Genomic DNA, 25,172 nt, shown 5'->3' with positions numbered 1-25,172 from the left:
CGTCTCCTCTCAACGGTAAAATTCCGGCACGCGCGCATTCAGCGAACGGCGCCACTGCACCGATTTCAACGCCCGCTCATCAATATCCAGCGAACACAGATGCGCAACGCCGCAGCGCGCGATAATCCTCGCCCAACGTTCGCCCGGGCAGCGGTGCGCCCCCGCGCCGAAGGCCAGTTCGCCGTCGGCACCGAGCAGCAGCAAAATGGTCTGACCCACGCGCAGCGTGCAACCGCCAAGCTGCGTCTCGCGCAAGACGAAACGGCGCGTGTTTTGGATCGGCGGCGTTAGCGCCCGTACCCGATCCAGCGCAATCTCCACTTCACCGTTCTGCCGAGCCAGCCAATACGCCTGTCCGATCCAGCCCGCCGTCGCCTCACAGGCCTGAAACAGCAGGCCGAGCACATTGGCCAACTCAAGCCGGGCATCGCCAATCTCCCGCTCCAAAGCCTTGCGCAGCACGCCATGCTCCGCCATCAGTTGGGCGCTGAGCCGCTGCGCTGCCGCTATACCCCGCGCCAGCTGCGGTGGTGTGCTGCCGGGTGCGATACAGCGGACGAAGTCCAGACCGTCGTCGATCAGGCATGGCCATTGTGCCCTGGGCACGCCCAACAAAGCGCCGAGGCTGCAAAGCGGCAATCCATAGTTAAAGCGAGTGATCGCCGCCGCATCGGGCACCTTTGGCGCTAACCACTCAGCGCATTGTGCAGCGGTTTGCAGAATCATGGCATCCGAACAGACGGCCAGCGCCCGCTGCAGCGCCGCTTTAAGCGCGTGGTGCTGTTCGCCGTCGCGCATCCGCGCCAGCCCGGCGAACAGCGGCGCCATCGGCGTCTCCAGCAAGGCCACCGGCACCGGCTCATCGGCCGGCCGCACGCCGAGATCGGCATTGAGCAGCGCTTCCCTCACTAGCTGCGGCACCGCGGCCACCCAACATTGCCATGCGCTATCCCAGCTCAGGGGCGGCAGAGCGCGATAATGGGCCTGCGGCTCGGCGGCGAGCGCGGCGGCATAAGGACACACGGACATGGTTTTCTCCCTCGTAGCCAGATGGCGATAACCACAGGCTAACGATGGACGCGCCGTCATACTTCGTCTAACCTCGAAGTATGCATAACATCGAGATAGAAGATCGTTTAGCGGCACTCAGCGCCGCCATCGCCGACCGCACCCGGGCGCGCATGCTGTGCCTGTTGATGGACGGGCGCGCCTACACCGCCACCGAGCTCAGCGCGGCGGTCGAGGTTGCTCCTTCCACCGCCAGCGCGCATCTGGCGAAACTGCTGGAACAGCGGCTGATCGCCTGCCTCAAACAGGGGCGTTACCGCTATTTTCGGCTGGCCGGGCAACCGGTGGCCGCCGCGCTGGAAGGCCTGATGGCACTGACGGGCGTGCCGCGCCCGTCGGTGAAGAGCAGCACGCCGACCTCGCTGCAATATGCCCGCACCTGCTACGACCATATGGCGGGCGAGGTAGCGGTGAAGCTGCACGATCGGCTGCATGCGCTGAACTGGTTGAGTGGCGAGGAAGACTACCGCTTAAGCGACGCCGGTCAGGTCGCGCTGGCGCGGCTGGGCGTCGATTGTTCCCCTGCCCCCACCCGCCGCCGTTTCGCCTGCGGTTGCCTGGACTGGAGCGAACGCCGTGCCCACCTCGGCGGCGCGCTTGGCGCTGCGCTGCTAAACGCCTTTATCAAACGCGGTTGGATGCTGCGCCAACTCGACAGCCGCGAGCTGCAGCTGACCGACGCCGGTAAAAAAGCGCTGGCCGCACATTTTGAACTCACGCTGTAGCTCTGCGTCGGGGTAGTTTTACTGCAATACTCAAGGGGTACGCTTAAACGATCCCGCCAACCCGAGGAGTTTCCATGCTCGATCCCACCCAATTCCCGATCGTCAAACGCTGGCCGGCTCAGCACCCGGAACGGCTGCAGCTCTACTCTCTGCCGACGCCGAACGGCGTCAAAGTGTCTATCATGCTCGAAGAGATCGGCCTGCCCTATGAAGCGCACCTGATCGATATCGGCAACAACGAAACCTGGACGCCGGAATTCCTGGCGCTGAACCCGAACGGCAAGATCCCGGCGATCATCGATCCCGACGGCCCCGATGGCCGGCCGCTGCCGCTATTCGAATCCGGCGCTATTCTGCTCTACCTGGCGGAAAAGAGCGGCCGCTTTCTGCCGCAGGATCCGGCGCAGCGTTATGAAACCATTCAGTGGGTGTTCTTCCAGATGGCGGCGGTCGGCCCGATGTTCGGCCAGCTCGGTTTCTTCCACAAATTCGCCGGGCGCGAATATGAAGACAAGCGGCCACTGGAGCGTTACAAAAATGAATCGAAACGCCTGCTCGGCGTGTTGGAAACGCGCCTTGAAGGCCGCGACTGGATCATGGGGGCGGACTACAGCATCGCCGATATCTCGCTGCTGGGCTGGGTGCGCAATCTGATCGGCTTCTATGAGGCGCGCGAGCTGGTGGAGTTCGACAGCTTCCCGCGCGTCGCACAGTGGCTGGAGCGTGGTCTGGCTCGGCCGGCAGTGCAGCGCGGGCTCGCGATCCCGGCGCGCGCAGCCTGAATGCCAAACGGGATGACCGTCGGGTCGTCCCATTTTCGCTGTCATAAAATTGTCATCCCTCTGCTCTACTCTCCTTACGTAACAATTTGATGTTATTTACATTGTTGTATTACGACAAGGAGCTTACCCCATGCAACCTGCTGTATCCCTGATCGCCGGCGCCGTGCTGTCCGCCCTGCTCTGTTCCTCCGCCCTCGCGGCAGAAACCTCGGCCAATGCCGATGGCCTGACCGAGCGCGCCGCGCGCGGCAACCTCGTCGAACCGGGTGGCGCCCGTCGTCTGGCCGGCGATCAGACCGCCGCGCTGAAGGCGTCGCTGTCGGACAAACCAGCGAAAAACGTGATCCTGCTGATCGGCGACGGCATGGGGGATTCCGAGATCACCGCCGCGCGCAACTACGCTGAGGGCGCGGGCGGTTACTTCAAGGGCATCGACGCCCTGCCGCTGACCGGGCAATACACGCATTACTCGCTGGACAAGAAAACCCACAAGCCGGATTACGTGACCGACTCCGCCGCCTCGGCCACCGCCTGGGCCACCGGGGTGAAAACCTATAACGGCGCGCTCGGCGTGGACGTGAACGGCAAAGACCAGCCGACGCTGCTGGAGATCGCCAAGGCGGCCGGCAAGGCCACCGGCAACGTCTCCACCGCCGAACTGCAGGACGCCACGCCGGCGGCGCTGGTGTCGCACGTCACCTCGCGCAAATGCTATGGCCCGGAGGAAACCAGCGAGAAATGCGCCGCTAACGCGCTGGAAAACGGCGGCCGCGGCTCCATCACCGAACAGTTGCTGAAAACCCGCGCCGACGTCACGCTGGGAGGCGGCGCGAAATCCTTCAACCAGCTGGCAAAAAGCGGCGAATGGCAGGGGAAATCGCTGAAAGACCAGGCGGCGGCGCAGGGCTATCAGTGGGTCAGCAACGCGGATGAACTGCAGGCCGTCACCCTGGCCAACCAGCAAAAACCGCTGCTGGGCCTGTTCGCCGACGGCAACATGCCGGTGCGCTGGCTGGGGCCGAAAGCCAGCTACCACGGCAACCTCGACAAACCGGCGGTAACCTGCGAAAACAACCCGGCGCGCACCGCCGCCACGCCAACGCTGGCGGCGATGACCGAAAAAGCGATCGCGCTGCTGAAAGACAACCCGAACGGCTTCTTCCTGCAGGTAGAGGGCGCGTCGATCGATAAGCAGGATCACGCCGCCAACCCATGCGGGCAGATTGGCGAAACCGTCGATTTGGACGAAGCGGTGCAAAAAGCGCTGGCCTTCGCCCGCGCCGACGGCAACACGCTGGTGATCGTCACCGCCGATCACGCGCATTCCAGCCAGATCGTCGCCGCCGACGCCAAAGCGCCGGGCCTGACCCAGACGCTGACCACCAAAGACGGCGCGCCGATGACCCTGAGTTACGGCAACTCGGAAGAGGAGTCGCAGGGGCACACCGGCACCCAGCTGCGCGTTGCGGCCTATGGCCCGCACGCCGCCAACGTGGTGGGCCTGACCGATCAGACCGATCTGTTCTTCACCATGCGCGATGCGATGGGCATCAAGTAATCGCCTTGTGAATCCTGGCCGCCCGCAATGGCGGCCATTTATTATTGGTTACCGATGCGTATTTGCAATTTAACCGCAATTATTGTGTGATAACGAAATAACGTCTAATTACGCGACAATTAACCCTTGGAAATAACGCGGTTATATAGCCCTTCCCCCCTCTCTGTTTATTCCTGCGACAACAACCGGCCGTTTTTTGCTTATATTCATTTTTTTTAGTTACAAAAGTAGTTTTTAACATTCTCGCAAACAATAATACCCCGCCAGTAACGTGAACCGATCAATTTGCATCCGGACGGCCTGCAATAGTTCACTTTTCGTTAAAAACCCTATTAACAAAAAGGCATTATCGCTGCCTATCGGCTCACGCCGGGCGGTCGGCTTCATTATTTTCCAGGGTAACTCCCGCTAAATTCTTTCACCTGCAATGAGTAGAATTTACACACAAGAGATTTAATTCAATGAGAAAATTACTCGTCCTGATTTTCAGTCTCAGCCTGTTTAGCGTCACGCAGCAGGCGGCGGCTGAAGAGAAGAATAAAACCGTCGACGTGGTGTTGATCGGCGGCGGCATCATGAGCGCCACCTTGGGTACCTATCTGCATGAGCTGGAGCCGACCTGGACCATCGACATGTACGAGCGCATGAACGGCGTGGCGGAAGAGAGCTCCAACGGCTGGAACAACGCCGGTACCGGCCACTCCGCCTTCAGCGAAATGAACTACACGCCGGAAAAAGCCGATGGCACCATCGACATCAGCAAGGCGGTGAAGGTCAACGAGTCTTTCGAAATCTCCCGTCAGTTCTGGTCTTATCAGGTGAAAAACGATGTCCTGAAAGATCCGAAATCCTTCATTAACAGCGTGCCGCACATGAGCTTCGTGTGGGGCGACGACAACGTCAACTTCCTGCGTAAACGCTACGCGGCGCTGCAGCACAGCACCCTGTTCCGCGGCATGGAATACTCCGAAGATCCTGCGCAAATCAAGCAGTGGGCACCGCTGGTGATGAACGGCCGCGATCCGGCGCAGAAAATCGCCGCCACCCGCATGCCGCTGGGTACCGACGTCAACTTCGGCGTGATCACCCACCAGCTGGTTGACGCGCTGAGCACCAGCGACAAGTTCAAGCTGAACCTGAGCCACGAAGTGCGCGACATCAAGCGCAACGCCGACCAGACCTGGAGCGTGACCGTTGCCGATCTGAACCGCGACGGTAAAGAAACCACCGTTAACGCCAAGTTCGTGTTCATCGGCGCAGGCGGCGCATCCCTGACCCTGCTGCAGAAATCCGGCATCCCTGAAGCCGACGGCTACGGCGGTTTCCCGGTCGGCGGCCAGTTCCTGGTCACCACCAATCCGGAGATCGCCAACCAGCACCTGGCCAAAGTGTACGGCCTGGCCAGCGTAGGTTCGCCGCCGATGTCCGTGCCGCACCTGGATACCCGCATGCTGGACGGCAAGCGCGTGCTGCTGTTCGGGCCGTTCGCCACCTTCTCCAGCAAGTTCCTGAAGAACGGCTCGCTGTTCGATCTGCTGCACTCGCTGAGCACCTCGAACCTGATGCCGATGACCCACGTCGGTCTGGATAACTTCGATCTGGTGAAATACCTGGTCGGCCAGCTGATGATGAACGACGACGATCGCTTCGCCGCGCTGAAAGAGTACTTCCCGGACGCCAAGCAGGAAGACTGGAAGCTGTGGACCGCAGGCCAACGCGTGCAGATCATCAAGAAAGACGCGGATAAAGGCGGCGTGCTGCAGTTCGGCACCGAAGTCGTCAGCTCCGAAGACGGCAGCATCGCCGCTCTGCTGGGCGCTTCGCCGGGCGCTTCCACCGCTGCACCGATCATGCTGCATCTGATGGAAACCGTGTTCAAAGACAAAGTGGCGACGCCGGAATGGCAGAGCAAACTGAAAGAGATCATCCCGTCTTACGGCCACAAGCTGAACGGCGATATCGAGATGACCAACAAGATCCGCGGCTACACCAGCAGCGTGCTGGGTCTGAACTACATTGAAGTGAAACCGGAAACCAACTGATTTCCCATCATTTCTTGCTGAAAAGGCCGCTTTATGCGGCCTTTTTTCTATACCCCTGCCGCTCAAAGAGCATTTTTGGCCACCTTTTTACCCCCGCTTCACCCTTGCGTAACGGCGTGCTCGCGCCTATTATCAAAGTATATTCTTGGATAATTAAGCTAAGTCACTGTGACCTGAATGTCGTTTTTGCGGGAGAACTAAAACCATGGATCGCGTCAATATCATTCACGATTTACTAGACTGGATTGAAACTCATCTGGATCAACCGCTGCTGCTGGACAACGTCGCAGCCAAGTCGGGCTACTCCAAATGGCACCTGCAGCGCATGTTCCGCAGCACCACCGGCCATGCACTCGGCAGCTATATCCGCGAGCGGCGTCTTTCGCAGGCGGCGCAGGCGCTGCGTTCCAGCCCACGCCCGATCCTGGATATCGCCCTGCAATACCACTTCGATTCTCAGCCTTCGTTCTCACGCGCCTTCAAGAAACAGTTCGGCAAAACCCCGGCAGTGTACCGCCGCACCACCCGCTGGGACGTCGCGGAATGGCCGGCGCAGCCGGTAGAGGCGGAGGCCGAACCGCGCCATGATGCCCCTACGCTGCCTCGTTGGTATGCGGGCAAGCCGCCGGAAGGCGTCTGCACCAGTTGGATGGGGCTGCGTTAATCGGCACGCTGCAAAGTACAAAAAAAGGGTTCAGTTCGCGAAGAACTGAACCCTTTTTTATCGAAGAGACACCGGATTATTTGAAGGTGACGTCGACGTTGGCGGTGGCGTTGAACACCCCGGTCTTCGGCGTATTGGTCAACCACTTCAGGTTCGCGATAAAGGTCTCTTTCACTTCGTTCTGCTTATCCTGCAGCACACCGCCGAAATCCACGTTAGTTTGCAGAGGGATCGGTTTTTTACTGGTGTCGCGCTGCTGCGTCAGGAAGATTGCCACGCCCGGTTGGGTGGTCGGCAGGATCTGCGTGTTGTCTGACGGATCGGCATTGGTACTGCTAAAACTGGCTTGCAGAGACTGGCCGGCGCACTCGCCGCCGCTCAGGCTGGCCTTGATGTCGAACGGCACCTGTTTGGCGATAGTGCCGGTTTTGGCGCTGGAAGTCGTCAGCACGCCGAAATCGACGCTGGCGCCGTTGTTGGCCAATACGGTGATCTGCGGGTTGCACTGAATCACGCGGATCTTGTCCAACCCTTTGATATAGGCGTTAAAGTTGCTGTCTTTGGTGGCGTTCAGCCCCAACTCACCATCGATCTGGAACAGCGACGCGCGCGCCAATGGCGGGAAGTTACCCGCCGGCGGTTTCACCCCGGTGGCTTTGATATACACCGAATAGGTGGCAGTCACCGCCTGAGGATCGGCTTTTCTTCTGTTACTACCCGGTTTGGTACCCGGCCCCAAATCAGGGCCCGTCGGCCGGTTGGAGCTTTGCTTCAGGTTGATCGCGTCATAATCACGCCCGTTGATCGATACCCCAATCTCCAGCGACTTATCCAGTGCACCGAACGAGTTCTGCGGGTTCCAATAGATGTAAGCGTTCTCTCCGCGCGGGTAGTTATCCGTATCCCAGCAGGTAAAGGTGGAGGTAAAGTTCTGCGAACGCCAAATCAGGTTGCCTTTGACGAAGTCGCTGGCGGCCAGCACGATCGGGCGGCCGACGTCGATATCCTGCGTTACGCTGCCAACCGGGTTTTTTGAACCCGTCGAGTTGCCGAAGCGGCACTGCATCGCCGCCGCCTGTTGCGCCATCGCCAACCCCGCCAGCCCCACCACCGACAGAAGTGTGTTACGTGCTAATTTGCTCAAGTTCATGGTGTACCTTACAGTTTTTGGCATTGCAGGGTCAGTTCCTGATATCCCATGGCCGCTTGTTTGTCGCCCACGTCCGCCGGAATCGGCAGTACGCATTGCTGATCGGCTTTCGGACCCCATTTGATCGTCAGTTTCTCACCCGCTTTCACGCCGGAAACATAGGTTGCGCCTTCCAGGCCCACGGTGCCGCTGTTGCGGCCGGACTCGTTGAACACGCCGGCGCCGATGGCCGGATAACCGTTGTCACCCAGACGAGCGTGAATCAGCAGGCTGACGCCCTTGAAGGTATCGAAGCTCACCTTCACCACCGACTTCTCGGTCGGCACCACTTGCTTACTGGCCACCGGCACATCCAGGCCCGGCCCGAAATCTTCGGTGCGCAGCGCTACATAGTTGTAGCGGTACGGGTTGGCCGACGGCACAACCGCATAACCGAAGCGATCGATGGTCACGCCCGGCTGGTTTTCCAGACGCACGCCTTTGGCGTCTTTCGCTTCCACCAGCAAGATGGTGTTCTGCAACGGCTGCGTCAGGGTCGCGCCGCCGGAGTGCACCAGCAGGCCGCCGGAGACGCCCAGCCCTTCCTGGCGGTATTTCGAGCTGTAGGCATAGCTACCGTCGATGTTACCGATGCTGCTGCTGTAGCCCAGGTTCAGGTTGCTGCTCTGACCGGAGGACTGCGTATGCCCGGTGGAAACTGAGTAGTTCATGCGACGGTCGTCCAGCATGGTGCCGCTGATGCCGGTCGAGTAGCTGTCGCCGCTCTGTTTGCTGTGCGCCGCGCTGAAGTTGGCGGTGGTCGAGTTGTTGCTCTGGCCCCAATCCAGCGGAATCGACATTGTGAAGTTCACGCTGCGATCGGAATAGCCGTACTGGCCGCGCGTATCCTGCAGATAAACCCCGTAGGAAATACGCTTGAAGCCGTCGTTGTAACCCAGTTGAATCGTGCGATCGTTGCCGGACACGCCCCAGTAGTTCTGGTGGCTCACGTTGGCGTACAGGCTGGCGCCCGCCCACAGCTGCTGGCTGAGCGACAGCTCGACGCGTTCACGCTTGTTGCCGTAGCGCGCGGTGTATCGGGTACGTTTCTGGTTGTTGCTCCAGGAAGGCTGGCCCGGCTGCAGATCGTTCGGATCCCAGTAATCGTTGGCATAAATGCCGTTGCGCCAGCTGTTGCGCTCCTGGACCGCATCGCTCAGATCGTAGTAACCGGAAGTCGCATAGCGATAACCCGCCAACTGGAAGTTGGTGCCCATCTGGTTGAGCGACTTGGAGTACAGGAAACGGAAGCTCTGCCCCTGCTTGCGATCGCCATTCGCCAGCTCGGTATCAGAGATAGAACCGTCCACGGAGATGGCACCCCATGATCCCAGGCTCTTACCGATACCCACGGCAGCAGAACGGTAGTGCTCGGCGATGATGGCGCCGCCGAACGGCGTCAGGCCATAGTTCATGCCGTATGCCGCAGTACCCTGGATCAGTTTCGGCTGATAGCCGCCGTTACCGTTGTGGTATTTACCGGCGGTCAGCTGGAAGTTCCAAATGCCTTCGCGCAGCATGTTGGCCACGGAAGAGTAGGCGACGCTGAACGTTTTGTGCGAACCGTCGGCCTCGTTCACGGTGACCTGCAGGTCACCGTTGTTAGTATGCGGATAGACGTCGTGGATCTCAAAAGGACCCGGCGCGACGTTGGTACTATAGATGACGTAACCGTTCTGACGGATCTCGACGCGGGCGTTGGTCGCCGCCACGCCGCGCACCACCGGCGCATAACCGCGCAGGCTGTCCGGCAGCATGTCGTCAACGCTGGAGAGTTGCACCCCGCGGAACTGGAAGCTGTTGAACACGCTGTTGTTGGTGCTCGCCTGGCCCATCACCAAACGGCTGCGCCAAGGCACGATATCGGTCTCGGCCCAGGAGGAGACGTTGGTCCAGTTGCTGCTACTGCCACTCTGCTTGTCCCAGGTGGAGTTGTTGCGCAGGCGCCATCTGCCCAGGTTGAGGCCGCTGTTCAGCGCGAGGAACATGTACTCGCTGTCGTCGGCGTCATCTCGGCGATAGCTGTTCTTGTTGTAGTTGAAGTTATAGTTGGCGAACAGCGCGTTGATGCCTTCATCGTACATGCTTGGCGGGATCGCCCCGATCGCGCTCAGATCCATCATGGTCTGAGGCACGGAAATGTTGATCTGCTGCACCGCCGCGTCATAGCTGACGGTGGCGTCTTTAATCAACTCAGACACATCAACACAGCTGCCGGCCTGCAGCGTTTCCGGCAGTTTGATGCCGTAGTTGCGCAGGTCTTCAACTTTCAGGCAGGGTTGAGACGCGGTCTGGCCTTTAACCTGACGAAAAGTAACATCCTTATGATCGACCTGGGTCAGGTTGACGTAGATGTCGAATGGGTAAACGCCCGGTTGCAAAGCATCGCCCTGGGCGACCGCTTCCGCGTTGCTCAGGTTTTCATCGCCGTGAATAAACGACATGTTAAACTCTGCCAGCGCCGCTTCACTCCATAACATCGGCGCACTGGCAGCAATGATTGCAATTCGGATCAGCTGTGTCAGCCGCGTCGTTCCGCCTGCTACTTTTCGTTGATTTGCCATTCCCTGTCTCTCTTATTGTACTGGAACGTCCTTGACTTCCGTTCTACCGCCAAAATCGTTGATATAACTGAAAGCAATCTTGTTGCCGACGCTGACGCCCGCCGGGATGTTGATCGATAAGCGATCTTTCGGGCTCACCATGTTGGCGTCCACATCCACGGTCTTGCCTGCGCTGTTTTTCAAGTGCAGCGCCCCAAAGGTAATATGCAGCGGCCCATCGTTAACCACTTGCAGACGTGAACCTTCACGCTGCCAACGCAAGTTTTGCACTTGCTCGTCCAGCGTCGTTTTCAACGCCACCGGCCGGTAAAAAAGTTTGATTCGGGTACGCACCGCAACCTGAAGCACGTTTTCTTGCTTCGGAGCCGGTGGAATTTCCTGCACGTTAATCCACAGCAGGGTTTCTTTATCCTGAGGTAAGCCATTACCGGAATAGATAAAGCGAAGAACTGCAGTTTTAGCAGCGTCCAATTTCAGAATCGGTGGAACGACAACGACAGGCAGATTTTTCGGCACTTGGTTTCTGTCACCGGTGTCCAGCCAGGTCTGCACCATATAAGCTTCTGAAGCATCGTTATGAATCGGCAGAGAGGCGGATTTGTCATCGCCTTTATAGATCACGCGAGTGGCATCTACCTGGATACCGGCGTAGCTGTTAAAGGCGCCCAGCATCAGCAGAGCAGCAAAGAACTTTTTCATCGGTTTCCTCTACGGGCCATCCTTGGCCGTGTGTGTCCTGAAAGACGATTATTTGTATTCGATAGTGAACGGGCTGGTAGCGTTAGCCAGACCTGCAGTTACGTTGCTATCGAATGAACGGTAACGAGCCTGCAGGTTGAAGGTCGCTTTACCGTCAGCAGCGATGGTGACTTTCGCTACGTCGTCGTTGATGTTGGAACCGTCGCCGATAGCGAATGGCTTGCCATTGTTATCGGTGATTTCGATACCCACGCCGGTAGCTGCTGCGCCAGTACCGCCAACGTTGCTTACGGACAGCAGGTCTGGGTTGCCAGCAACGGTGTTACCGTCGAAGCGCAGGCTGTAATCGCCGGCATCACATTTTTCCAGAGAGATCTGGAAAGCTTTAGAAGCGGATTTAGAACCCACGGTTGGGAAAGCAGAAGTTGGGTAAGTACCCAAGTAAACTTCTTTATTCTGAGTATCGCTAGTTACCTGGCAGGTAGACTGTTTGATTTCACCGGTGAATTTAACAGTGCCGTTTGCTGCCATTGCGTTGGAAGCAGTTGCAGACAATACCAGGGCAGCCAAAGGCAATAATACTTTTTTCATTTCCAGCTCCATAGAACAATAAAATAATCGATTCAGTGGCGGGCTTATATATATATTGCCGCCACTGAGCATACACTCAGCGATAGCACTCCCTTGCTGAAAAGGAGCGTTGCCTCGATGAACTCATTGCCGGACGAAATATAGACTAAGCATATTCTTAATGTTAAATCGTTTAAAACATTCATAAGGCCCCTCTTGATAGGAATAAACTATCGGCGAATACCTATCGATCGATGTTGACGATTCATACGAATAGGAATAATCTGTGTTTGGGAAAGCTGCAGAGTTCAAGATTTTGCGATAAGGCCTGAAAATCAGAATATTATCCCGAATATTTACATTTAGTAACAGATTGCGACGTTTGGACTTTGGCACGAATTACGCGTTAAATGGTCTGTCGACACGCTTCGGCCATTCTGGCGCTTTAAATAAGAAATTTACCAATAACCCCGGAGTAACTTTCTTTTTTATTATTTAAAATCAACAAGTTAAATATCAATCCAAGGATTGGGAAATGAGCGGTTCTTTCAGAGAGAAAAATAACGGCATTAATTATGTTTTTCAGCCAATGTTCGCAAAATCGGGACAATTGCTGGCCGTTGAATGTCTGTCTCGCTTTACGTTTAATAGCGAATATGCCCATTTTTCTCCTGAACAGTTCTTTCGCCACGCCGACAGCGCCACCCGGATTGCGATTTTGATGGATCAGATCAATCTGATCGATAAATACAAACACTGGTTTCATGAAAACCAAGTGATAGCCACTTTGAATGTTGACGATTATTCCCTGCAATCGCTGGCGAATAGTCACTTTGCCGAAAGAATTAATGCTATGCGCTGTATTCATTTCGAGATCAGTGAGAATTCAACCCGGCTGGTGAAAGATCGCGTACACGGCGATCCGTCATTGAATAGTTATTCATTTTGGCTCGATGATTTTGGTTCTGGCTATGCGGGTTTTTCCGCGTTGTACAACAGTCAGTTCCGCTTCGTTAAGCTCGATCGTTTTCTGCTTTGGGACTTTATGAAAAAGTCCGGCGGCGAGGGCTTGATGCGCGCGTTGCTGCGCTTCTTTTACCTTAATCATTACAAGGTAATTATCGAAGGAGTTGAAACTCCCGAACACAAGAAATGGCTGGATGAAATGCCATATTACGCACTGCAGGGAAAGCTGTGGAAGGAATCCAGCATCAAGGATTTGAACTCGCTTCTTACAGCTGAATACTTTTAACTCGGTATTGGTGTTTGCCCTATGTCTAAAAACAACGTTCTTGTGATTAGTGAGTGTAAGTACAGCTATGTTGGCCTGTCGGTGCTGCTGAAGAAACATTACGGCGCCTACGATATCCGCCTGTTTTCCGATTTCATGCACGGCGGCGCCAAAGCAGAGAAGATCACCAAGCACGACATTGCGCTGATTTTCACCTCGCAAAATCTGGAACAGAGCGTCAACGTGATAGAAAGCCTGGTGTCCCTGCACCAGCAGTACAACAGCAAGACGCGCCTGCTGGTGTTCTATGACGACGAACGCGTGGTGAAACTGCTGTCGATCCTGGGGATTTCCGTCGAGTTGGTCTCCACCCGCATTCCGCTTTATTCGCTGCAGGAAAAAATCCAGCGGCTGCTGGAAAGCACAGAACCGGGCGGCATCAAGGTGCAGAAAACCCGCGAGCTCAGCCCGGCGGAAAGCGACGTGATCTTCAATCTGCTGCGCGGCGACAGCCTGCTGCACATTGCGGAAAAGCGCGGTACGCACCCGAAAACCATCTTTTCGCAGAAATACAGCGCGATGAAAAAGCTGCGGCTGCGCAGCATGAGCACCATCTTCGTCGCCGGCAAATAACCTGCCCTGGCTTGCTGCGCGGTGCGCCGCGCGGCAACCCGCCCCCTCGCCGCGTTAAATTAATGTAACAACCGGCGACAAAGCAGCAACAGACACACAACATCCTCTCCTGTTGGCTACGATTTGCACACGGACTATCCGTGAGTCATGTCGTGTGGATTAAAATAAACATCAGGAGATGTTATGAAGTCGTCCTTATTCAGCCGCTATACCTGCTTTGTGCTGAGCATCTTGCTCACCCTGGTTTTCTTGATCATGATGCACAACCATCCGTGGTTCTGGCTGCCGGCCCTGGCCTGCGGCTGTCTGATGGTGCTGGGTATCTACGATCTCACGCAACAGCGCCACGCCATCTGCCGCAACTACCCGATCATCGGCCGCCTGCGTTTCTTCTTTGAATTCATCCGCCCGGAGCTGCGCCAGTATTTCCTTGAACAGGATAATGAAGAGATCCCGTTTTCGCGCACCCAGCGCACGCTGGTCTATCGCCGGGCGAAAAACGAGATGGGCGACAAGCCATTCGGCACCCTGCTGGATGTGTACCAAACCGGCTATGAGTGCATCGGTCACTCCATGCGGCCGGTGGAGGCCGCCGACCCGACCAGCTTCCGCATCACTATCGGCGGCGCCGACTGCCGCCAGCCCTATTCCGCGTCAATCTTCAACATTTCGGCGATGAGCTTCGGCGCGCTCTCCGCCAACGCCATTCGCGCGCTCAATCTCGGCGCGGCCAAGGGCAACTTCTACCACGATACCGGCGAGGGCAGCATCAGCCGCTATCACCGCGAAAACAACGGCGACCTGGTGTGGGAACTGGGCAGCGGCTATTTCGGCTGCCGCACCCCCGACGGTCATTTCGATCCGCGCCGCTTTGCCGAACAGGCGCAAAGCCCGCAGGTGAAAATGATTGAAATCAAGCTCAGCCAAGGCGCCAAGCCGGGCCACGGCGGCATTCTGCCGGCGAAAAAGGTGGATGCGGAAATCGCCGCCACCCGCGGCGTGCCGCAAGGCGTCGATTGCATCTCGCCGGCCTCGCACAGCGCCTTCACCACCCCGCTGGAAATGATGCAGTTCATCCAGCAGCTGCGCGAGCTGTCCGGCGGCAAGCCGGTCGGTTTCAAGCTGTGCATCGGCCACCCGTGGGAGTTCGTCGCCATCGTCAAGGCGATGCTGCACACCCGTATCCTGCCGGACTTCATCGTGGTGGACGGCAAGGAAGGCGGCACCGGCGCCGCGCCGCTCGAGCTTTCCAACTATATGGGCATGCCGCTGCGCGAAGGGCTGCTGTTCGTGCATAACACGCTGGTGGGTTGCGGCCTGCGCGACCAAATCAAGATAGGCGCCAGCGGCAAGATCATCAGCGCCTTCGACATCGCCAGCGTGCTGGTGCTCGGCGCAGACTGGGTGAACTCGGCGCGCGGCTTTATGTTCGCCGTCGGCTGCATCCAGTCGCAAAGCTGCCACACCAACCACTGCCCGACCGGCGTAGCGACGCAAGATCCGCTGCGGCAAAAGGCGCTGGTGGTGCCGAACAAGGCGGAGCGCGTCTATCACTTCCATCAAAATACGGTGAAAGCGCTGGCGGACATGCTGGCGGCGGCCGGCGTCAGCCGCCCGGAGCAGCTGACCTCGCACCATATGCTGCGTCGCATCACGCCGACCGAGATCAAGGTATACGCCGATATCTATTACTATCTGGAGCCGGGCGCGCTGCTGCAGCCGGAGATCAAAAGCGAGTTCTACGCCCGCATGTGGCGCATGGCGACGCCCACCAGTTTCGATCAGGCGATCTCGCTGCCGGCGGCATGATGGGATAAGGGATAAAAAAGAGAGTTGCCCCCTCGCCTTGGGGAAGAGCATATGGAGAGGGGTTGCTTGCTACGGCGGCCCTCCCCCTCAACGGCGAGAGGGCGTGTCGGTTACAGCTTGCGCACCGGCGCATCGCCGGCGACGTAATAGTCGGCGGTACTGCGCGGCAGCGGCGCGCGCTGGCGAATGCGATCGGCTAACTTCTCTGCGATCATAATGGTGGTGGCGTTCAGGTTACCGGTGATGATCAGCGGCATAATCGACGCATCCACCACCCGCAATCCTTCCATGCCGTGCACCCGGCCCTGGCCGTCGACCACTGCCATCTCATCCTCGCCCATTTTGCACGAACAGGACGGGTGGAAAGCGGTTTCGGCATGCTCGCGCACGAAGGCGTCCAGCTGCTCGTCGGTCTGCACCTCCGGCCCCGGGCTTATTTCGCGGCCGCGGTATTCGTCCAGGGCAGGCTGCGCCATGATCTCGCGCGTGATGCGAATGGCGTCGCGGAACTCCTGCCAATCCTGCTCGGTCGCCATGTAGTTGAACAGAATGCTCGGGTGTTGACGCGGATCTTTCGACTTCACCTGCACCCGGCCGCGGCTCGGCGAACGCATCGAGCCGACGTGCGCCTGGAAGCCGTGCTCTTTCACCGCGTTGCTGCCGTTGTAGTTAATCGCCACCGGCAGGAAGTGATACTGAATGTTCGGCCAGGCGAACTCTTCGCGGCTGCGGATGAAGCCGCCGGCCTCGAACTGGTTGCTGGCGCCGATGCCGGTGCCGTTGAACAGCCACTCCGCGCCGATCTTAGGCTGGTTGAACCATTGCAGCGCCGGGTACAGCGACACCGGTTTCTTACAGGCGTACTGCAGATACATCTCCAGGTGATCCTGCAGGTTTTCCCCCACGCCCGGCAGATCGTGCACCACCTTGATATCCAGACTGTTCAGCAGCGCCGCCGGGCCGACGCCCGAACGCTGCAGGATCTGCGGCGAGGCGATGGCGCCGGCGCACAGCAGCACTTCGCGGCGTGCTGTGGCGTGGGTCAGCTGATTGCTGTCGCCCTGCAAATAGTTGACGCCCACCGCGCGCTTGCCGTCGAATACGATGTGATCGGTCAGCGCATGGGTGACGATCTTCAGGTTTGGCCGCGAACGCGCCTGATCCAGATAACCGCGAGCGGTGCTGGCGCGGCGCCCTTTCGGCGTCACGGTGCGATCCATCGGGCCGAAGCCTTCCTGCTGGTAACCGTTCAGATCGTCGGTACGCGGATAGCCCGCCTGCACGCCGGCTTCCACCATCGCGTGGAACAGTTCGTTGTTGCCGGCTTTCGGCGTGGTGACGCTCACCGGGCCCTCGCCGCCGTGGTAATCGTTCGGGCCGATATCGCGCGTTTCCGCCTTGCGGAAATACGGCAGGCAGTCCAGATAGGTCCAGTCTTCCAGGCCGGGCGCCTTGGCCCAGTTGTCGAAGTCCATCGCGTTGCCGCGAATGTAACACATGCCGTTGATCAGGGACGAACCGCCCAGCCCTTTGCCGCGGCCGCATTCCATCCGGCGATTGTTCATGTGCGGCTCAGGGTCGGTTTCATACGCCCAGTTGTAGCGGCGACCCTGCAGCGGAAACGCCAGCGCGGCCGGCATCTGGGTACGGAAATCCATCCGGTAATCCGGGCCGCCGGCTTCCAGCAGCAGGACGCTGACGTCGGCGTCTTCGGTCAATCGGGTGGCTAACACGTTGCCGGCGGAACCGGCACCGATAATGATGTAGTCAAATTCCATTCATTATCTCCTTACTTTATAGGCCTGCATGAGACGAAAACGCGAAGCGCGGATCCACAACAGGCGGTGTATTTGGCTCTTTGGGGATTGTCGGCCGCAGCCAACGCGGCTGCGGCTCGAAAGACGACGGGGATAGTTAAAACACCGAGGCGTAATCGCCCAGCTCAACCTGCACCGATTTGATCTGGGTGTAGTGCTCCAGCGTGGTCAGACCGTTCTCGCGGCCGACGCCGGACTGCTTGTAACCGCCGACCGGCATTTCCGCCGCCGACTCGCCCCAGGTGTTGATCCAGCAAATGCCGGCTTCCAACTGATGGATCACGCGGTGCGCGCGAGCCAGATCGTTAGTCACCACGCCCGCGGCCAGGCCGAAGGTGGTGTCGTTGGCACGGCGCACCACTTCCTCTTCGTTCTGGTAACTGAGGATGCTCATCACCGGCCCGAAGATCTCCTCGCGCACGATTTCCATGTCGTCGCGGCAGTCGCTGAACACCGTCGGCGCCACGTAAGCGCCCTTGCCGAACTCGCCGTGGGTGACGCGTTCGCCGCCGCACAGCAGGCGCGCGCCGCTGTTTTTACCGCTCTCGATAAAGCGCAGCACCGACTCCATGTGCGCGAAGCTGACCAGCGGCCCGAAGTTGGCCTGCGGATCGGTCGGATCGCCGAGGCGAATGCGCTTCACGCGCTCGAGGATCTTCGCCTCAAACTGCGCCTGCAGCGCCGCCGGCACGAAGACGCGGGTGCCGTTGGTGCACACCTGGCCGGAGCTGTAGAAGTTGGCCATCATGGCGATATCGGCGGCGCGATCCAGATCGGCGTCGTCGAAAATAATCAGCGGCGACTTGCCGCCCAGCTCCATGGTGACTTCCTTCAGCGTCGACCCCGACGCGTTGGCCATCACCTTCTTGCCGGTTTTCACCCCGCCGGTGAAGGACACTTTGGCGATGCCCGGATGGTCGGTCAGGTACTGCCCCACCTCCGCGCCGCTGCCGGTCACCACGTTGAAAACGCCGTCCGGCAGGCCGGCTTCGGTGTAAATTTCCGCCAGCTTCAGCGCCGTCAGCGACGTGACTTCGCTCGGTTTGAAGATCATCGCGTTGCCCGCCGCCAGCGCCGGCGCAGACTTCCACAGCGCGATTTGAATCGGGTAGTTCCAGGCGCCGATGCCGGCCACCACGCCCAACGGTTCGCGGCGAGTGTAAACGAACGAGGTATCGCGCAGCGGGATCTGTTCGCCTTCGATGGCCGGGATCAGGCCGGCGTAGTACTCCAGCACGTCGGCGCCGGTGACGATGTCCACCGCGGTGGTTTCCGACATCGCTTTGCCGGTATCCAGCGTTTCCAGCGCCGCCAGTTCATCGTTGCGCTCGCGCAGAATATCCACCGCGCGACGCAGGATGCGCGAACGCGCCATCGCCGTCATCGCCGCCCACACTTTCTGCCCGCTGGCCGCGCTGGCCACCGCACGATCGACGTCTTCAGCGCCGGCGGACTGGACTTCGGCCAGTACTTCGCCATTCGCCGGGTTAATGGCGTTGAAGGTTTTTCCAGCGGTGCTGTCTACATAGGCGCCATGAATATAGAGCTTCTGCAAGCCAAAACGGGACATAGGATCTCCTTGGGTTATCCTCCAGGCGGCGTTTGCCCCCGGAGTTGGAACGTGATGTATTCGGTCGTGAGCGCCAGCGCCTGCGCCTGATTGAACGCCGAACCGCGCAGCGCGCTGCGCAGCCACAGTCCGTCGATCAGCGCCGCCAACCCCTTGGCCGCCAACCGCGCCTGCGGCTGCGGCATAACGCGGCGAAACTCGGCGCACAGGTTGGAATAGAGCCGGCGGCCGTTCACCTGTTGCAGCCGATTGAGCTGCGGCTGATGCAAACTGCTGGCCCAAAAGGCCAGCCAGGTCTTCATCGCCGCGCTGTTGATCTGGCTGTCGTCGAAGTTGCCTGCGACAATCGCCTGCAGCCGCGCCGCCGGGCTGTGGTCGGTCAGCGCCTGCAAGCGCAGCTTCACCGCCTCGCCCAGATGGCTGATCAGGTAGCGCATCGTGGCTTCCAGCAGGCCGTTCTTATCCTTGAAATAATGGCTGATGATGCCGTTGGAAACGCCGGCCCGCCGCGCGATCTGCGCAATGGTGGCGTCATGCATTCCCACTTCGTTTACCGCGGCGAGCGTGGCATCAATCAACTGCTGCCTTCTGATTGGCTGCATTCCTACCTTTGGCATATTTCGACTCTCACAAAACCGACTTCGGCCTTATCTCAGCGGGCAAATTTCACTGCCGTTTCGCCCGTGATTCAGGTCATCATGCGGACTATTAAACTTTTTTTTGATTGAACGTTCAATAAAAATTGCATATATTTTATTGCCGCCTGGTTAAAAATTTGTACTATCTGGTTGTGGAACTGGCTGATTTTTGTGAGGTAATTAACGAATCTGACCAAAATCAGTGGCTGTAAGCGGTTCCCGCCGCGAAGCGCTCCGGCGCTTCAGCAACAGGCGAAAGCGGCATCACTCAGGCCATCCCCGTGGGGATGGCCGCCGCCTTCATTCGCCCGTTTTCCGGCGGCGCCAACGCGCCCCAGAATGCGGAGCGGCACGATTTTACTCAGTTCAGAGGATGACGATGACAACACGCGAAACCTCCTCCAAACCGCAGCAGGACCGCCTCAACCCTGTGGTTTTCTTCACCTCGGCGGGGCTGATCCTGGCCTTCTCGCTGATGACCATCTTTTTCACCGACTTCTCCGGGCAGTGGATCACCCGCACGCTGAATTGGGTGTCGACCACCTTCGGTTGGTACTACCTGCTGGCGGCGACGCTGTACATCGTGTTCGTGGTGTTTATCGCCGCCTCGCGCTTCGGTTCGATCAAGCTCGGGCCGGAACAGTCCAAACCGGAGTTCAGCCTGATGAGCTGGGCGGCGATGCTGTTCGCCGCCGGCATCGGCATCGATCTGATGTTCTTCTCGGTCGCCGAGCCGGTGACCCAGTACATGATGCCGCCGGAAGGCGACGCGCAAACGCTGGAGGCGGCGCGCCAGGCGATGGTCTGGACGCTGTTCCACTACGGCCTGACCGGCTGGTCGATGTATGCGCTGATGGGCATCGCCCTCGGCTACTTCAGCTATCGCTACAATCTGCCGCTGACCATCCGTTCGGCGCTGTACCCGATCTTCGGTAAACGCATCAACGGCCCGATCGGCCACAGCGTGGACATCGCCGCGGTGCTCGGCACCATCTTCGGCATCGCCACCACGCTGGGTATCGGCGTGGTGCAGCTCAACTACGGCCTCAAGGTGCTGTTCGAGATCCCGGAAAACCTGACGGTACAGGGCTCGCTGATCCTGCTGTCGGTGATCATGGCCACCATCTCGGTCACTTCGGGCGTCAACAAGGGCATCCGCATCTTGTCCGAGCTGAACGTGCTGCTGGCGCTGGGCCTGATCCTGTTCGTGCTGTTCTTCGGCGACACCGAATTCCTGCTCAATGCGCTGGTGCTCAACGTCGGCGATTACGTCAACCGCTTTATGGGCATGACGCTCAACAGCTTCGCCTTCGATCGGCCGGTGGAGTGGATGAACAACTGGACGCTGTTCTTCTGGGCCTGGTGGGTGGCGTGGTCGCCGTTCGTCGGCCTGTTCCTGGCGCGCATCTCGCGTGGGCGCACCATTCGCCAGTTCGTGGTCGGCACGCTGATTATTCCGTTCGTGTTCACCCTGCTGTGGCTGTCTATCTTCGGCAACAGCGCGCTGTATCAGATCATTCACGGCAACGCCGAATTCGCGCAGGAAGTGATGCAGTTCCCGGAGCGCGGCTTCTACAGCCTGCTGGCGCAATATCCCGGCTTCACCTTCAGCGCCTCGGTGGCCACCATCACCGGCCTGCTGTTCTACGTCACCTCGGCGGACTCCGGCTCGTTGGTGTTGGGCAACTTCACTTCGCGGCTGGCCGACATCAATAATGATGCGCCGAACTGGCTGCGGATTTTCTGGTCGGTAGCCATCGGCCTGCTGACCATCGGCATGCTGATGACCGACGGCGTGCCGGCGCTGCAGAAAACCACGGTGATCATGGGCCTGCCGTTCAGTTTCGTGATCTTCTTCGTGATGGCCGGGCTGTATAAATCGCTGCGGGTGGAAGACTACCGCAAGGCCAGCGCGCTCAGCACCCTGGCGCCGGTGCCGGTCTCCAGCCACGACGTGCTCAACTGGAAACAGCGCCTGTCGCGGGTGATGAACTACCCGGGTACTCAGTACACGCAAAAAATGCTGGATAAGGTCTGCCGCCCGGCGATGCAGGACGTGGCGCGCGAGCTGGCGCTGCGCGGCGCGAAGGTGGAGTTCAGCGAAGTGCCGCCGACCGAAGACGAACGCCTGAATCACCTGGAGCTGCTGGTGCACCTGGGCGAAGAACAGAACTTCATCTATCAGATCTGGCCGATGCGTTACTCGGTGCCGGGCTTCACCTACCGCGCCCGTTCCGGCAAGTCGCACTACTACCGGCTGGAGACCTTCCTGATGGAGGGCACCCAGGGCAACGACCTGATGGACTACAGCAAGGAACAGGTGATTGGCGATATCCTCGACCAGTACGAGAAGCACCTGAACTTCTTGCACATTCATCGCGAAGCGCCGGGGGGCACCCTGACCTTCCCGGATATGTGATAACCGGCGATGGAGAGAGGGCGTAGCCAGGCTACGCCCTTTTTTATGCCTGCTCGGCCGGCAAATCGGCTTTCAGCAGCACCAGGGAGCCGGCCAGCAACACCAGATCCTTGATTAAAAAACTGGTGGCCCCAGCCATGGCCGGGAAACCACCGGCGGAAGGCTCCCAGGCGCCCGGCGTGGAAAAGATCAGCGTCAGCGTAGTCAGGTAAGTCACCGTCGAACCGATCGCCCCCAGCAGGCCCAGACGCCGCGACCAGAATCCCGCCAGCAGCAATAAACCGAAGCTCCATTCGGCGACGCCCAGCGCATAGCTGGCGCCGCGAATGCCAAACGCCTGATGCATCCAGCTGAGCAGCGGGCTGTTGCCGATCAGCGGCACCAGCCCCTGCGCCTCGTAATCAAACCACTTGGCGTAGCCGAAAGCGGCGAAGATCACCACCAGCGCCGCGCGCATAAAGATAACGTCCCCGTTCGAGCGCTGAAAGCGCCGCAGCCATGTCGCCTGCATCATCCCCTCTCCTTATGTTGTCCGCGGCCGCAGCGGAACGCCCGCTTCCGGCCGCGGATCGCGGCGGCTTAATGCCCCATCGCGTCCTTTTTCATCTCGTCTTTCTTCATGCCGTCTTTGGCCATACCGTCTTTCGCCATGCCATCCTTTTTCATGGCGTCTTTGGCCATCTTGTCTTTCTTCATGCACTCCTTGCCCATGCAATCTTTCTTCATGCCGTCTTTCGCCATGCCGTCGTGCGACATCTGGCTCATGCCGTCCTTTTTCATCGCGTCTTTGCTCATGCTGTCCGCGGCGTTGGCGCCGGCCACACCCAGCATCAACGCGCTGCACATCATCATTGCGAATAACTTTTTCATGGTATTTCCTTCCGTCATGTCAAAGGCACCGGAGTGCCGGAGAATGGCCGGCGGCCGCCTCAGCTGCCGCCAAACCAGTTGTAACCCTGGTCTTCCCAGTAACCGCCCGGGAAGCGGTTGGTGACCTCGATCACCTGAATGTGTTTCGGATTCTTGTAGCCCAGCTTGGTCGGCATGCGCAGCTTCATCGGGTAGCCATACTTGCGCGGCAAGATCTGGCCGTCATAGGTCAGCGCGATAATCGTCTGCGGATGCAGCGCGGTGGCCATGTCGATGCTGGTGTAGTAGTCGTCGGCGCATTTGAAGCTGACGTAGCGAGCGCTCAGATCCGCGCCGATCGCCTTGAGAAAGGTGGCGAACGGCACGCCGCCCCACTTGCCGATGGCGCTCCAGCCCTCGACGCAGATATGCCGCGTCACCTGGCTCACCTGCGCCATTTGGTGCAGCTGCGGCAGGCTCCAGGCGCGCTTGTCCCGCACCAGCCCGGCCACCTCCAGCCGATAGTCGTCGCCGTTGATATCCGGCGCCTCCTCCTCGGCGTAAAAGGCGTTGAACGGGAACGGCCGGGTGATCATCGATTCCGGGTAGACCGGCGCCAGACGCTCGCCGCTGAACAACCAGCCCTGCACCCGATCGTTGAGACGCGAAATGCGGCTCAGCGCCTGTTCGACATTGGCGTTGTCGCTGAGATCGCAGCCGGTGAGCATGGCGATGCCGCCCAGCGTCAGGCCATTGCGCAGAAAGCGGCGGCGAGACGACGCGGTCAACAAGCGCTGCGCTTCTTTGACGATCGCCTGTCCCTCGCCGATCGTCATGATCGTTTTATCCTTTTCCATCGTGAACTCCTTAACGTCCGCGCAGCATGGCCAGCAGCGTACGGGGCACCAGTGCCACCATCACCAGGTGAATCGCCACGAAGGCCACCAGCGCCGACATGGCGAAAAAGTGGATATAGCGCGCCGCTTCATAGCCGCCGAGCAGCGTGCGCAGCAGGGGAAACTGCACCGACTTCCACAACACCAATCCGGACAACGCGCTCAGCACGCCGATGACCATCACCGACAAATAGGCCACGCGCTGCACCATGTTGTAGTGGCGCAAGTCGGCGTGCTGCAGCCGGCCGCGCAGCGCCGCGCCGAAATCGGTGAGAAACTGCCTCAGGCTGAGCGGCCAATATTTGCGTTTGAAACGCCCGCTGGCCAGGTTGATCAGCAGGTAGCACAACCCGTTGACGCCGAACAGCCACATGCCGGCGAAGTGCCACTGCAACGCGCCGCCCAGCCAGCCGCCAAGCGTCAGCTCGTTGAGAAAGCTGAAGTTGAACAGCGGCGAAGCGTTGTAGATGCGCCAGCCGCTGGTCACCATGATCAGCATCGCCAGCGCATTGAGCCAATGCGTCAACCGCAGCCACAGCGGATGCACGGTCTGGCGTGGTTCCGGGGTGAGAGTGAGATTCATGGCGATTCCTGCCGACTAATGATGCGATGAACCGAGTATTCCCCGGATTTGTTCCCCAAGACCTCACGCAAAGTTAAATAAAATGTGATAACTCCACCGGTGGGGGTTGTGTAGACTTCAGAGAGAATCGGGCAATCAGCGGTAATGAGAATGGAAAAGCCAAAACGCATTTTGATCGTCGAGGACGATGGCGACATCGCCGAACTGCTGCAGCTGCATTTGCGTGACGAGGGTTACGCCATCAGCCACGCCGCCGACGGCAATCAGGGCATGGCGATGCTGGAACAGGGCGGCTGGGACGCCTTGATCCTCGATCTGATGCTGCCGGGCGTAGACGGATTGGAGATTTGCCGCCGGGCGCGCACCATGACGCGCTACACGCCGATCATCATCACCAGCGCGCGCTCCAGCGAGGTGCATCGCGTGCTGGGGCTGGAGCTGGGCGCCGACGACTATCTGGCCAAACCCTTTTCCATGCTGGAGCTGGTGGCGCGGGTCAAGGCGCTGTTTCGCCGCCAGGAGGCGATGAGCCGCAACCTGCGCATGGACGCCGGCGTGCTCAGCTTCAACGATCTGACCATCGACCCTATCGCCCGCGAGGTGCGCCTGCAGCAGCAGCCGATCGAACTGACGCCGCGCGAATTCGACCTGCTGTATTTTTTCGCCCGCCATCCGGGCCAGGTGTTCTCCCGCCTCAGCCTGTTGAATCAGGTCTGGGGCTATCAGCACGAAGGGTATGAGCACACCGTCAACACCCATATCAACCGGCTGCGCATCAAGATCGAGCGCAACCCGGCGGAACCCGAGCGCATCCTCACGGTGTGGGGCATGGGCTATAAATTCGCGGCCACGCCGCAAGAGTGAGC

The 25,172-nt window shown here is 59.1% G+C and carries 22 protein-coding genes; 10 read left to right on the top strand and 12 right to left on the bottom strand.

Features of this window, described 5'->3' with window-relative positions; all coding sequences use genetic code 11:
- Positions 1 to 9: 9 nt before the first annotated feature.
- On the bottom strand, positions 10 to 1,029 hold the full coding sequence (locus ATE40_RS04360) for a cytochrome P450 family protein (RefSeq protein ID WP_063919044.1): 1,020 nt from the start codon (positions 1,027 to 1,029) through the stop codon (positions 10 to 12).
- Positions 1,030 to 1,109: 80 nt separating this feature from the next.
- Here ATE40_RS04360 and ATE40_RS04355 point away from each other — a divergent pair, with 80 nt between their 5' ends.
- The 5 genes from ATE40_RS04355 to ATE40_RS04335 all read left to right on the top strand — a co-directional run bounded on the left by ATE40_RS04355 (position 1,110) and on the right by ATE40_RS04335 (position 6,839).
- On the top strand, positions 1,110 to 1,793 hold the full coding sequence (locus tag ATE40_RS04355; RefSeq protein ID WP_063919043.1) for an ArsR/SmtB family transcription factor: 684 nt from the start codon (positions 1,110 to 1,112) through the stop codon (positions 1,791 to 1,793).
- 74 nt (positions 1,794 to 1,867) lie between these two features.
- Entirely contained in the window at positions 1,868 to 2,575 is a 708-nt protein-coding gene (locus ATE40_RS04350; RefSeq protein WP_063919042.1) for a glutathione S-transferase N-terminal domain-containing protein, read from the top strand.
- 130 nt (positions 2,576 to 2,705) lie between these two features.
- Complete coding sequence (gene phoA, locus ATE40_RS04345) at positions 2,706 to 4,133, top strand: alkaline phosphatase (protein ID WP_019454452.1); 1,428 nt, start codon at positions 2,706 to 2,708, stop codon at positions 4,131 to 4,133.
- A gap of 461 nt (positions 4,134 to 4,594) precedes the next feature.
- Positions 4,595 to 6,175: a malate:quinone oxidoreductase gene (locus tag ATE40_RS04340; protein WP_063919041.1), complete on the top strand. Its 1,581-nt coding sequence runs from the start codon at positions 4,595 to 4,597 to the stop codon at positions 6,173 to 6,175.
- A 205-nt stretch (positions 6,176 to 6,380) separates the two neighbouring features.
- Entirely contained in the window at positions 6,381 to 6,839 is a 459-nt protein-coding gene (locus ATE40_RS04335) for a helix-turn-helix domain-containing protein (RefSeq protein WP_019454454.1), read from the top strand.
- Positions 6,840 to 6,915: 76 nt separating this feature from the next.
- Here the strand turns inward: ATE40_RS04335 and ATE40_RS04330 are convergent, their stop codons facing one another.
- From ATE40_RS04330 to ATE40_RS04315, 4 genes are read right to left on the bottom strand one after another with little or no spacing between them, the layout of a single operon-like run.
- Complete coding sequence (locus ATE40_RS04330; RefSeq protein WP_370520183.1) at positions 6,916 to 7,983, bottom strand: fimbrial protein; 1,068 nt, start codon at positions 7,981 to 7,983, stop codon at positions 6,916 to 6,918.
- Positions 7,984 to 7,997: 14 nt separating this feature from the next.
- Positions 7,998 to 10,592, bottom strand: coding sequence for a fimbria/pilus outer membrane usher protein (locus ATE40_RS04325; protein ID WP_063919039.1), 2,595 nt, complete (start codon positions 10,590 to 10,592; stop codon positions 7,998 to 8,000).
- A 12-nt stretch (positions 10,593 to 10,604) separates the two neighbouring features.
- Complete coding sequence (locus tag ATE40_RS04320) at positions 10,605 to 11,291, bottom strand: fimbrial biogenesis chaperone (protein ID WP_063919038.1); 687 nt, start codon at positions 11,289 to 11,291, stop codon at positions 10,605 to 10,607.
- A 48-nt stretch (positions 11,292 to 11,339) separates the two neighbouring features.
- On the bottom strand, positions 11,340 to 11,882 hold the full coding sequence (locus tag ATE40_RS04315; RefSeq protein WP_033647475.1) for a fimbrial protein: 543 nt from the start codon (positions 11,880 to 11,882) through the stop codon (positions 11,340 to 11,342).
- 514 nt (positions 11,883 to 12,396) lie between these two features.
- On the opposite strand from ATE40_RS04315, the gene ATE40_RS04310 reads away from it, so the two are divergent.
- The 3 genes from ATE40_RS04310 to ATE40_RS04300 all read left to right on the top strand — a co-directional run bounded on the left by ATE40_RS04310 (position 12,397) and on the right by ATE40_RS04300 (position 15,534).
- On the top strand, positions 12,397 to 13,113 hold the full coding sequence (locus ATE40_RS04310; RefSeq protein WP_019454458.1) for an EAL domain-containing protein: 717 nt from the start codon (positions 12,397 to 12,399) through the stop codon (positions 13,111 to 13,113).
- Positions 13,114 to 13,134: 21 nt separating this feature from the next.
- Positions 13,135 to 13,725, top strand: coding sequence for a LuxR family transcriptional regulator (locus tag ATE40_RS04305; RefSeq protein WP_025159982.1), 591 nt, complete (start codon positions 13,135 to 13,137; stop codon positions 13,723 to 13,725).
- Positions 13,726 to 13,908: 183 nt separating this feature from the next.
- Positions 13,909 to 15,534: an FMN-binding glutamate synthase family protein gene (locus tag ATE40_RS04300; protein WP_063919037.1), complete on the top strand. Its 1,626-nt coding sequence runs from the start codon at positions 13,909 to 13,911 to the stop codon at positions 15,532 to 15,534.
- Between the two features lie 110 nt (positions 15,535 to 15,644).
- Here the strand turns inward: ATE40_RS04300 and betA are convergent, their stop codons facing one another.
- From betA to betI, 3 genes are all read right to left on the bottom strand, one after another.
- On the bottom strand, positions 15,645 to 17,312 hold the full coding sequence (gene betA / locus ATE40_RS04295; RefSeq protein WP_063919036.1) for a choline dehydrogenase: 1,668 nt from the start codon (positions 17,310 to 17,312) through the stop codon (positions 15,645 to 15,647).
- A gap of 136 nt (positions 17,313 to 17,448) precedes the next feature.
- Complete coding sequence (gene betB / locus ATE40_RS04290; protein ID WP_063919035.1) at positions 17,449 to 18,921, bottom strand: betaine-aldehyde dehydrogenase; 1,473 nt, start codon at positions 18,919 to 18,921, stop codon at positions 17,449 to 17,451.
- A gap of 14 nt (positions 18,922 to 18,935) precedes the next feature.
- Positions 18,936 to 19,538: a transcriptional regulator BetI gene (gene betI / locus ATE40_RS04285; protein ID WP_025159983.1), complete on the bottom strand. Its 603-nt coding sequence runs from the start codon at positions 19,536 to 19,538 to the stop codon at positions 18,936 to 18,938.
- A gap of 400 nt (positions 19,539 to 19,938) precedes the next feature.
- Here betI and ATE40_RS04280 point away from each other — a divergent pair, with 400 nt between their 5' ends.
- Positions 19,939 to 21,978: a choline transporter gene (locus ATE40_RS04280; RefSeq protein ID WP_025159984.1), complete on the top strand. Its 2,040-nt coding sequence runs from the start codon at positions 19,939 to 19,941 to the stop codon at positions 21,976 to 21,978.
- A 43-nt stretch (positions 21,979 to 22,021) separates the two neighbouring features.
- Here ATE40_RS04280 and ATE40_RS04275 read toward each other — a convergent pair whose 3' ends face one another.
- The 4 genes from ATE40_RS04275 to ATE40_RS04260 all read right to left on the bottom strand — a co-directional run bounded on the left by ATE40_RS04275 (position 22,022) and on the right by ATE40_RS04260 (position 24,306).
- Positions 22,022 to 22,492 (bottom strand): YkgB family protein, encoded by a 471-nt coding sequence (locus ATE40_RS04275; protein WP_019454465.1) that lies wholly within the window; start codon positions 22,490 to 22,492, stop codon positions 22,022 to 22,024.
- Positions 22,493 to 22,557: 65 nt separating this feature from the next.
- The gene (locus ATE40_RS04270) at positions 22,558 to 22,848 is read right to left on the bottom strand and encodes a pentapeptide MXKDX repeat protein (RefSeq protein ID WP_019454466.1); all 291 of its coding nucleotides are present in this window, start codon (positions 22,846 to 22,848) and stop codon (positions 22,558 to 22,560) included.
- 59 nt (positions 22,849 to 22,907) lie between these two features.
- Positions 22,908 to 23,684, bottom strand: a complete 777-nt coding sequence (locus ATE40_RS04265) for a molybdopterin-dependent oxidoreductase (protein ID WP_063919034.1) — start codon at positions 23,682 to 23,684, stop codon at positions 22,908 to 22,910.
- Between the two features lie 10 nt (positions 23,685 to 23,694).
- Positions 23,695 to 24,306, bottom strand: coding sequence for a cytochrome b/b6 domain-containing protein (locus ATE40_RS04260; RefSeq protein WP_063919033.1), 612 nt, complete (start codon positions 24,304 to 24,306; stop codon positions 23,695 to 23,697).
- A gap of 150 nt (positions 24,307 to 24,456) precedes the next feature.
- On the opposite strand from ATE40_RS04260, the gene ATE40_RS04255 reads away from it, so the two are divergent.
- Positions 24,457 to 25,170, top strand: a complete 714-nt coding sequence (locus ATE40_RS04255; protein WP_019454469.1) for a response regulator transcription factor — start codon at positions 24,457 to 24,459, stop codon at positions 25,168 to 25,170.
- The last annotated feature ends 2 nt before the right edge of the window (positions 25,171 to 25,172 follow it).

This window comes from Serratia surfactantfaciens, from assembly GCF_001642805.2.
Taxonomy (GTDB): Bacteria; Pseudomonadota; Gammaproteobacteria; order Enterobacterales; family Enterobacteriaceae; genus Serratia; species Serratia surfactantfaciens.
The sequence above is the reverse complement of the archived record's forward strand: the minus strand, read 5'-3'. Positions and strand labels throughout refer to the sequence as shown.

Bases quoted from the DNA above. Each gene is read 5' to 3' on its own strand.
- ATE40_RS04360 (WP_063919044.1), bottom strand. From the start codon at position 1,029: ATGTCCGTGTGTCCTTATGCCGCCGCGCTCGCCGCCGAGCCGCAGGCC.
- ATE40_RS04355 (WP_063919043.1), top strand. From the start codon at position 1,110: ATGCATAACATCGAGATAGAAGATCGTTTAGCGGCACTCAGCGCCGCC.
- ATE40_RS04350 (WP_063919042.1), top strand. From the start codon at position 1,868: ATGCTCGATCCCACCCAATTCCCGATCGTCAAACGCTGGCCGGCTCAG.
- phoA (WP_019454452.1), top strand. From the start codon at position 2,706: ATGCAACCTGCTGTATCCCTGATCGCCGGCGCCGTGCTGTCCGCCCTG.
- ATE40_RS04340 (WP_063919041.1), top strand. From the start codon at position 4,595: ATGAGAAAATTACTCGTCCTGATTTTCAGTCTCAGCCTGTTTAGCGTC.
- ATE40_RS04335 (WP_019454454.1), top strand. From the start codon at position 6,381: ATGGATCGCGTCAATATCATTCACGATTTACTAGACTGGATTGAAACT.
- ATE40_RS04325 (WP_063919039.1), bottom strand. From the start codon at position 10,592: ATGGCAAATCAACGAAAAGTAGCAGGCGGAACGACGCGGCTGACACAG.
- ATE40_RS04320 (WP_063919038.1), bottom strand. From the start codon at position 11,291: ATGAAAAAGTTCTTTGCTGCTCTGCTGATGCTGGGCGCCTTTAACAGC.
- ATE40_RS04315 (WP_033647475.1), bottom strand. From the start codon at position 11,882: ATGAAAAAAGTATTATTGCCTTTGGCTGCCCTGGTATTGTCTGCAACT.
- ATE40_RS04310 (WP_019454458.1), top strand. From the start codon at position 12,397: ATGAGCGGTTCTTTCAGAGAGAAAAATAACGGCATTAATTATGTTTTT.
- ATE40_RS04305 (WP_025159982.1), top strand. From the start codon at position 13,135: ATGTCTAAAAACAACGTTCTTGTGATTAGTGAGTGTAAGTACAGCTAT.
- ATE40_RS04300 (WP_063919037.1), top strand. From the start codon at position 13,909: ATGAAGTCGTCCTTATTCAGCCGCTATACCTGCTTTGTGCTGAGCATC.
- betA (WP_063919036.1), bottom strand. From the start codon at position 17,312: ATGGAATTTGACTACATCATTATCGGTGCCGGTTCCGCCGGCAACGTG.
- betB (WP_063919035.1), bottom strand. From the start codon at position 18,921: ATGTCCCGTTTTGGCTTGCAGAAGCTCTATATTCATGGCGCCTATGTA.
- betI (WP_025159983.1), bottom strand. From the start codon at position 19,538: ATGCCAAAGGTAGGAATGCAGCCAATCAGAAGGCAGCAGTTGATTGAT.
- ATE40_RS04280 (WP_025159984.1), top strand. From the start codon at position 19,939: ATGACAACACGCGAAACCTCCTCCAAACCGCAGCAGGACCGCCTCAAC.
- ATE40_RS04275 (WP_019454465.1), bottom strand. From the start codon at position 22,492: ATGATGCAGGCGACATGGCTGCGGCGCTTTCAGCGCTCGAACGGGGAC.
- ATE40_RS04270 (WP_019454466.1), bottom strand. From the start codon at position 22,848: ATGAAAAAGTTATTCGCAATGATGATGTGCAGCGCGTTGATGCTGGGT.
- ATE40_RS04265 (WP_063919034.1), bottom strand. From the start codon at position 23,684: ATGGAAAAGGATAAAACGATCATGACGATCGGCGAGGGACAGGCGATC.
- ATE40_RS04260 (WP_063919033.1), bottom strand. From the start codon at position 24,306: ATGAATCTCACTCTCACCCCGGAACCACGCCAGACCGTGCATCCGCTG.
- ATE40_RS04255 (WP_019454469.1), top strand. From the start codon at position 24,457: ATGGAAAAGCCAAAACGCATTTTGATCGTCGAGGACGATGGCGACATC.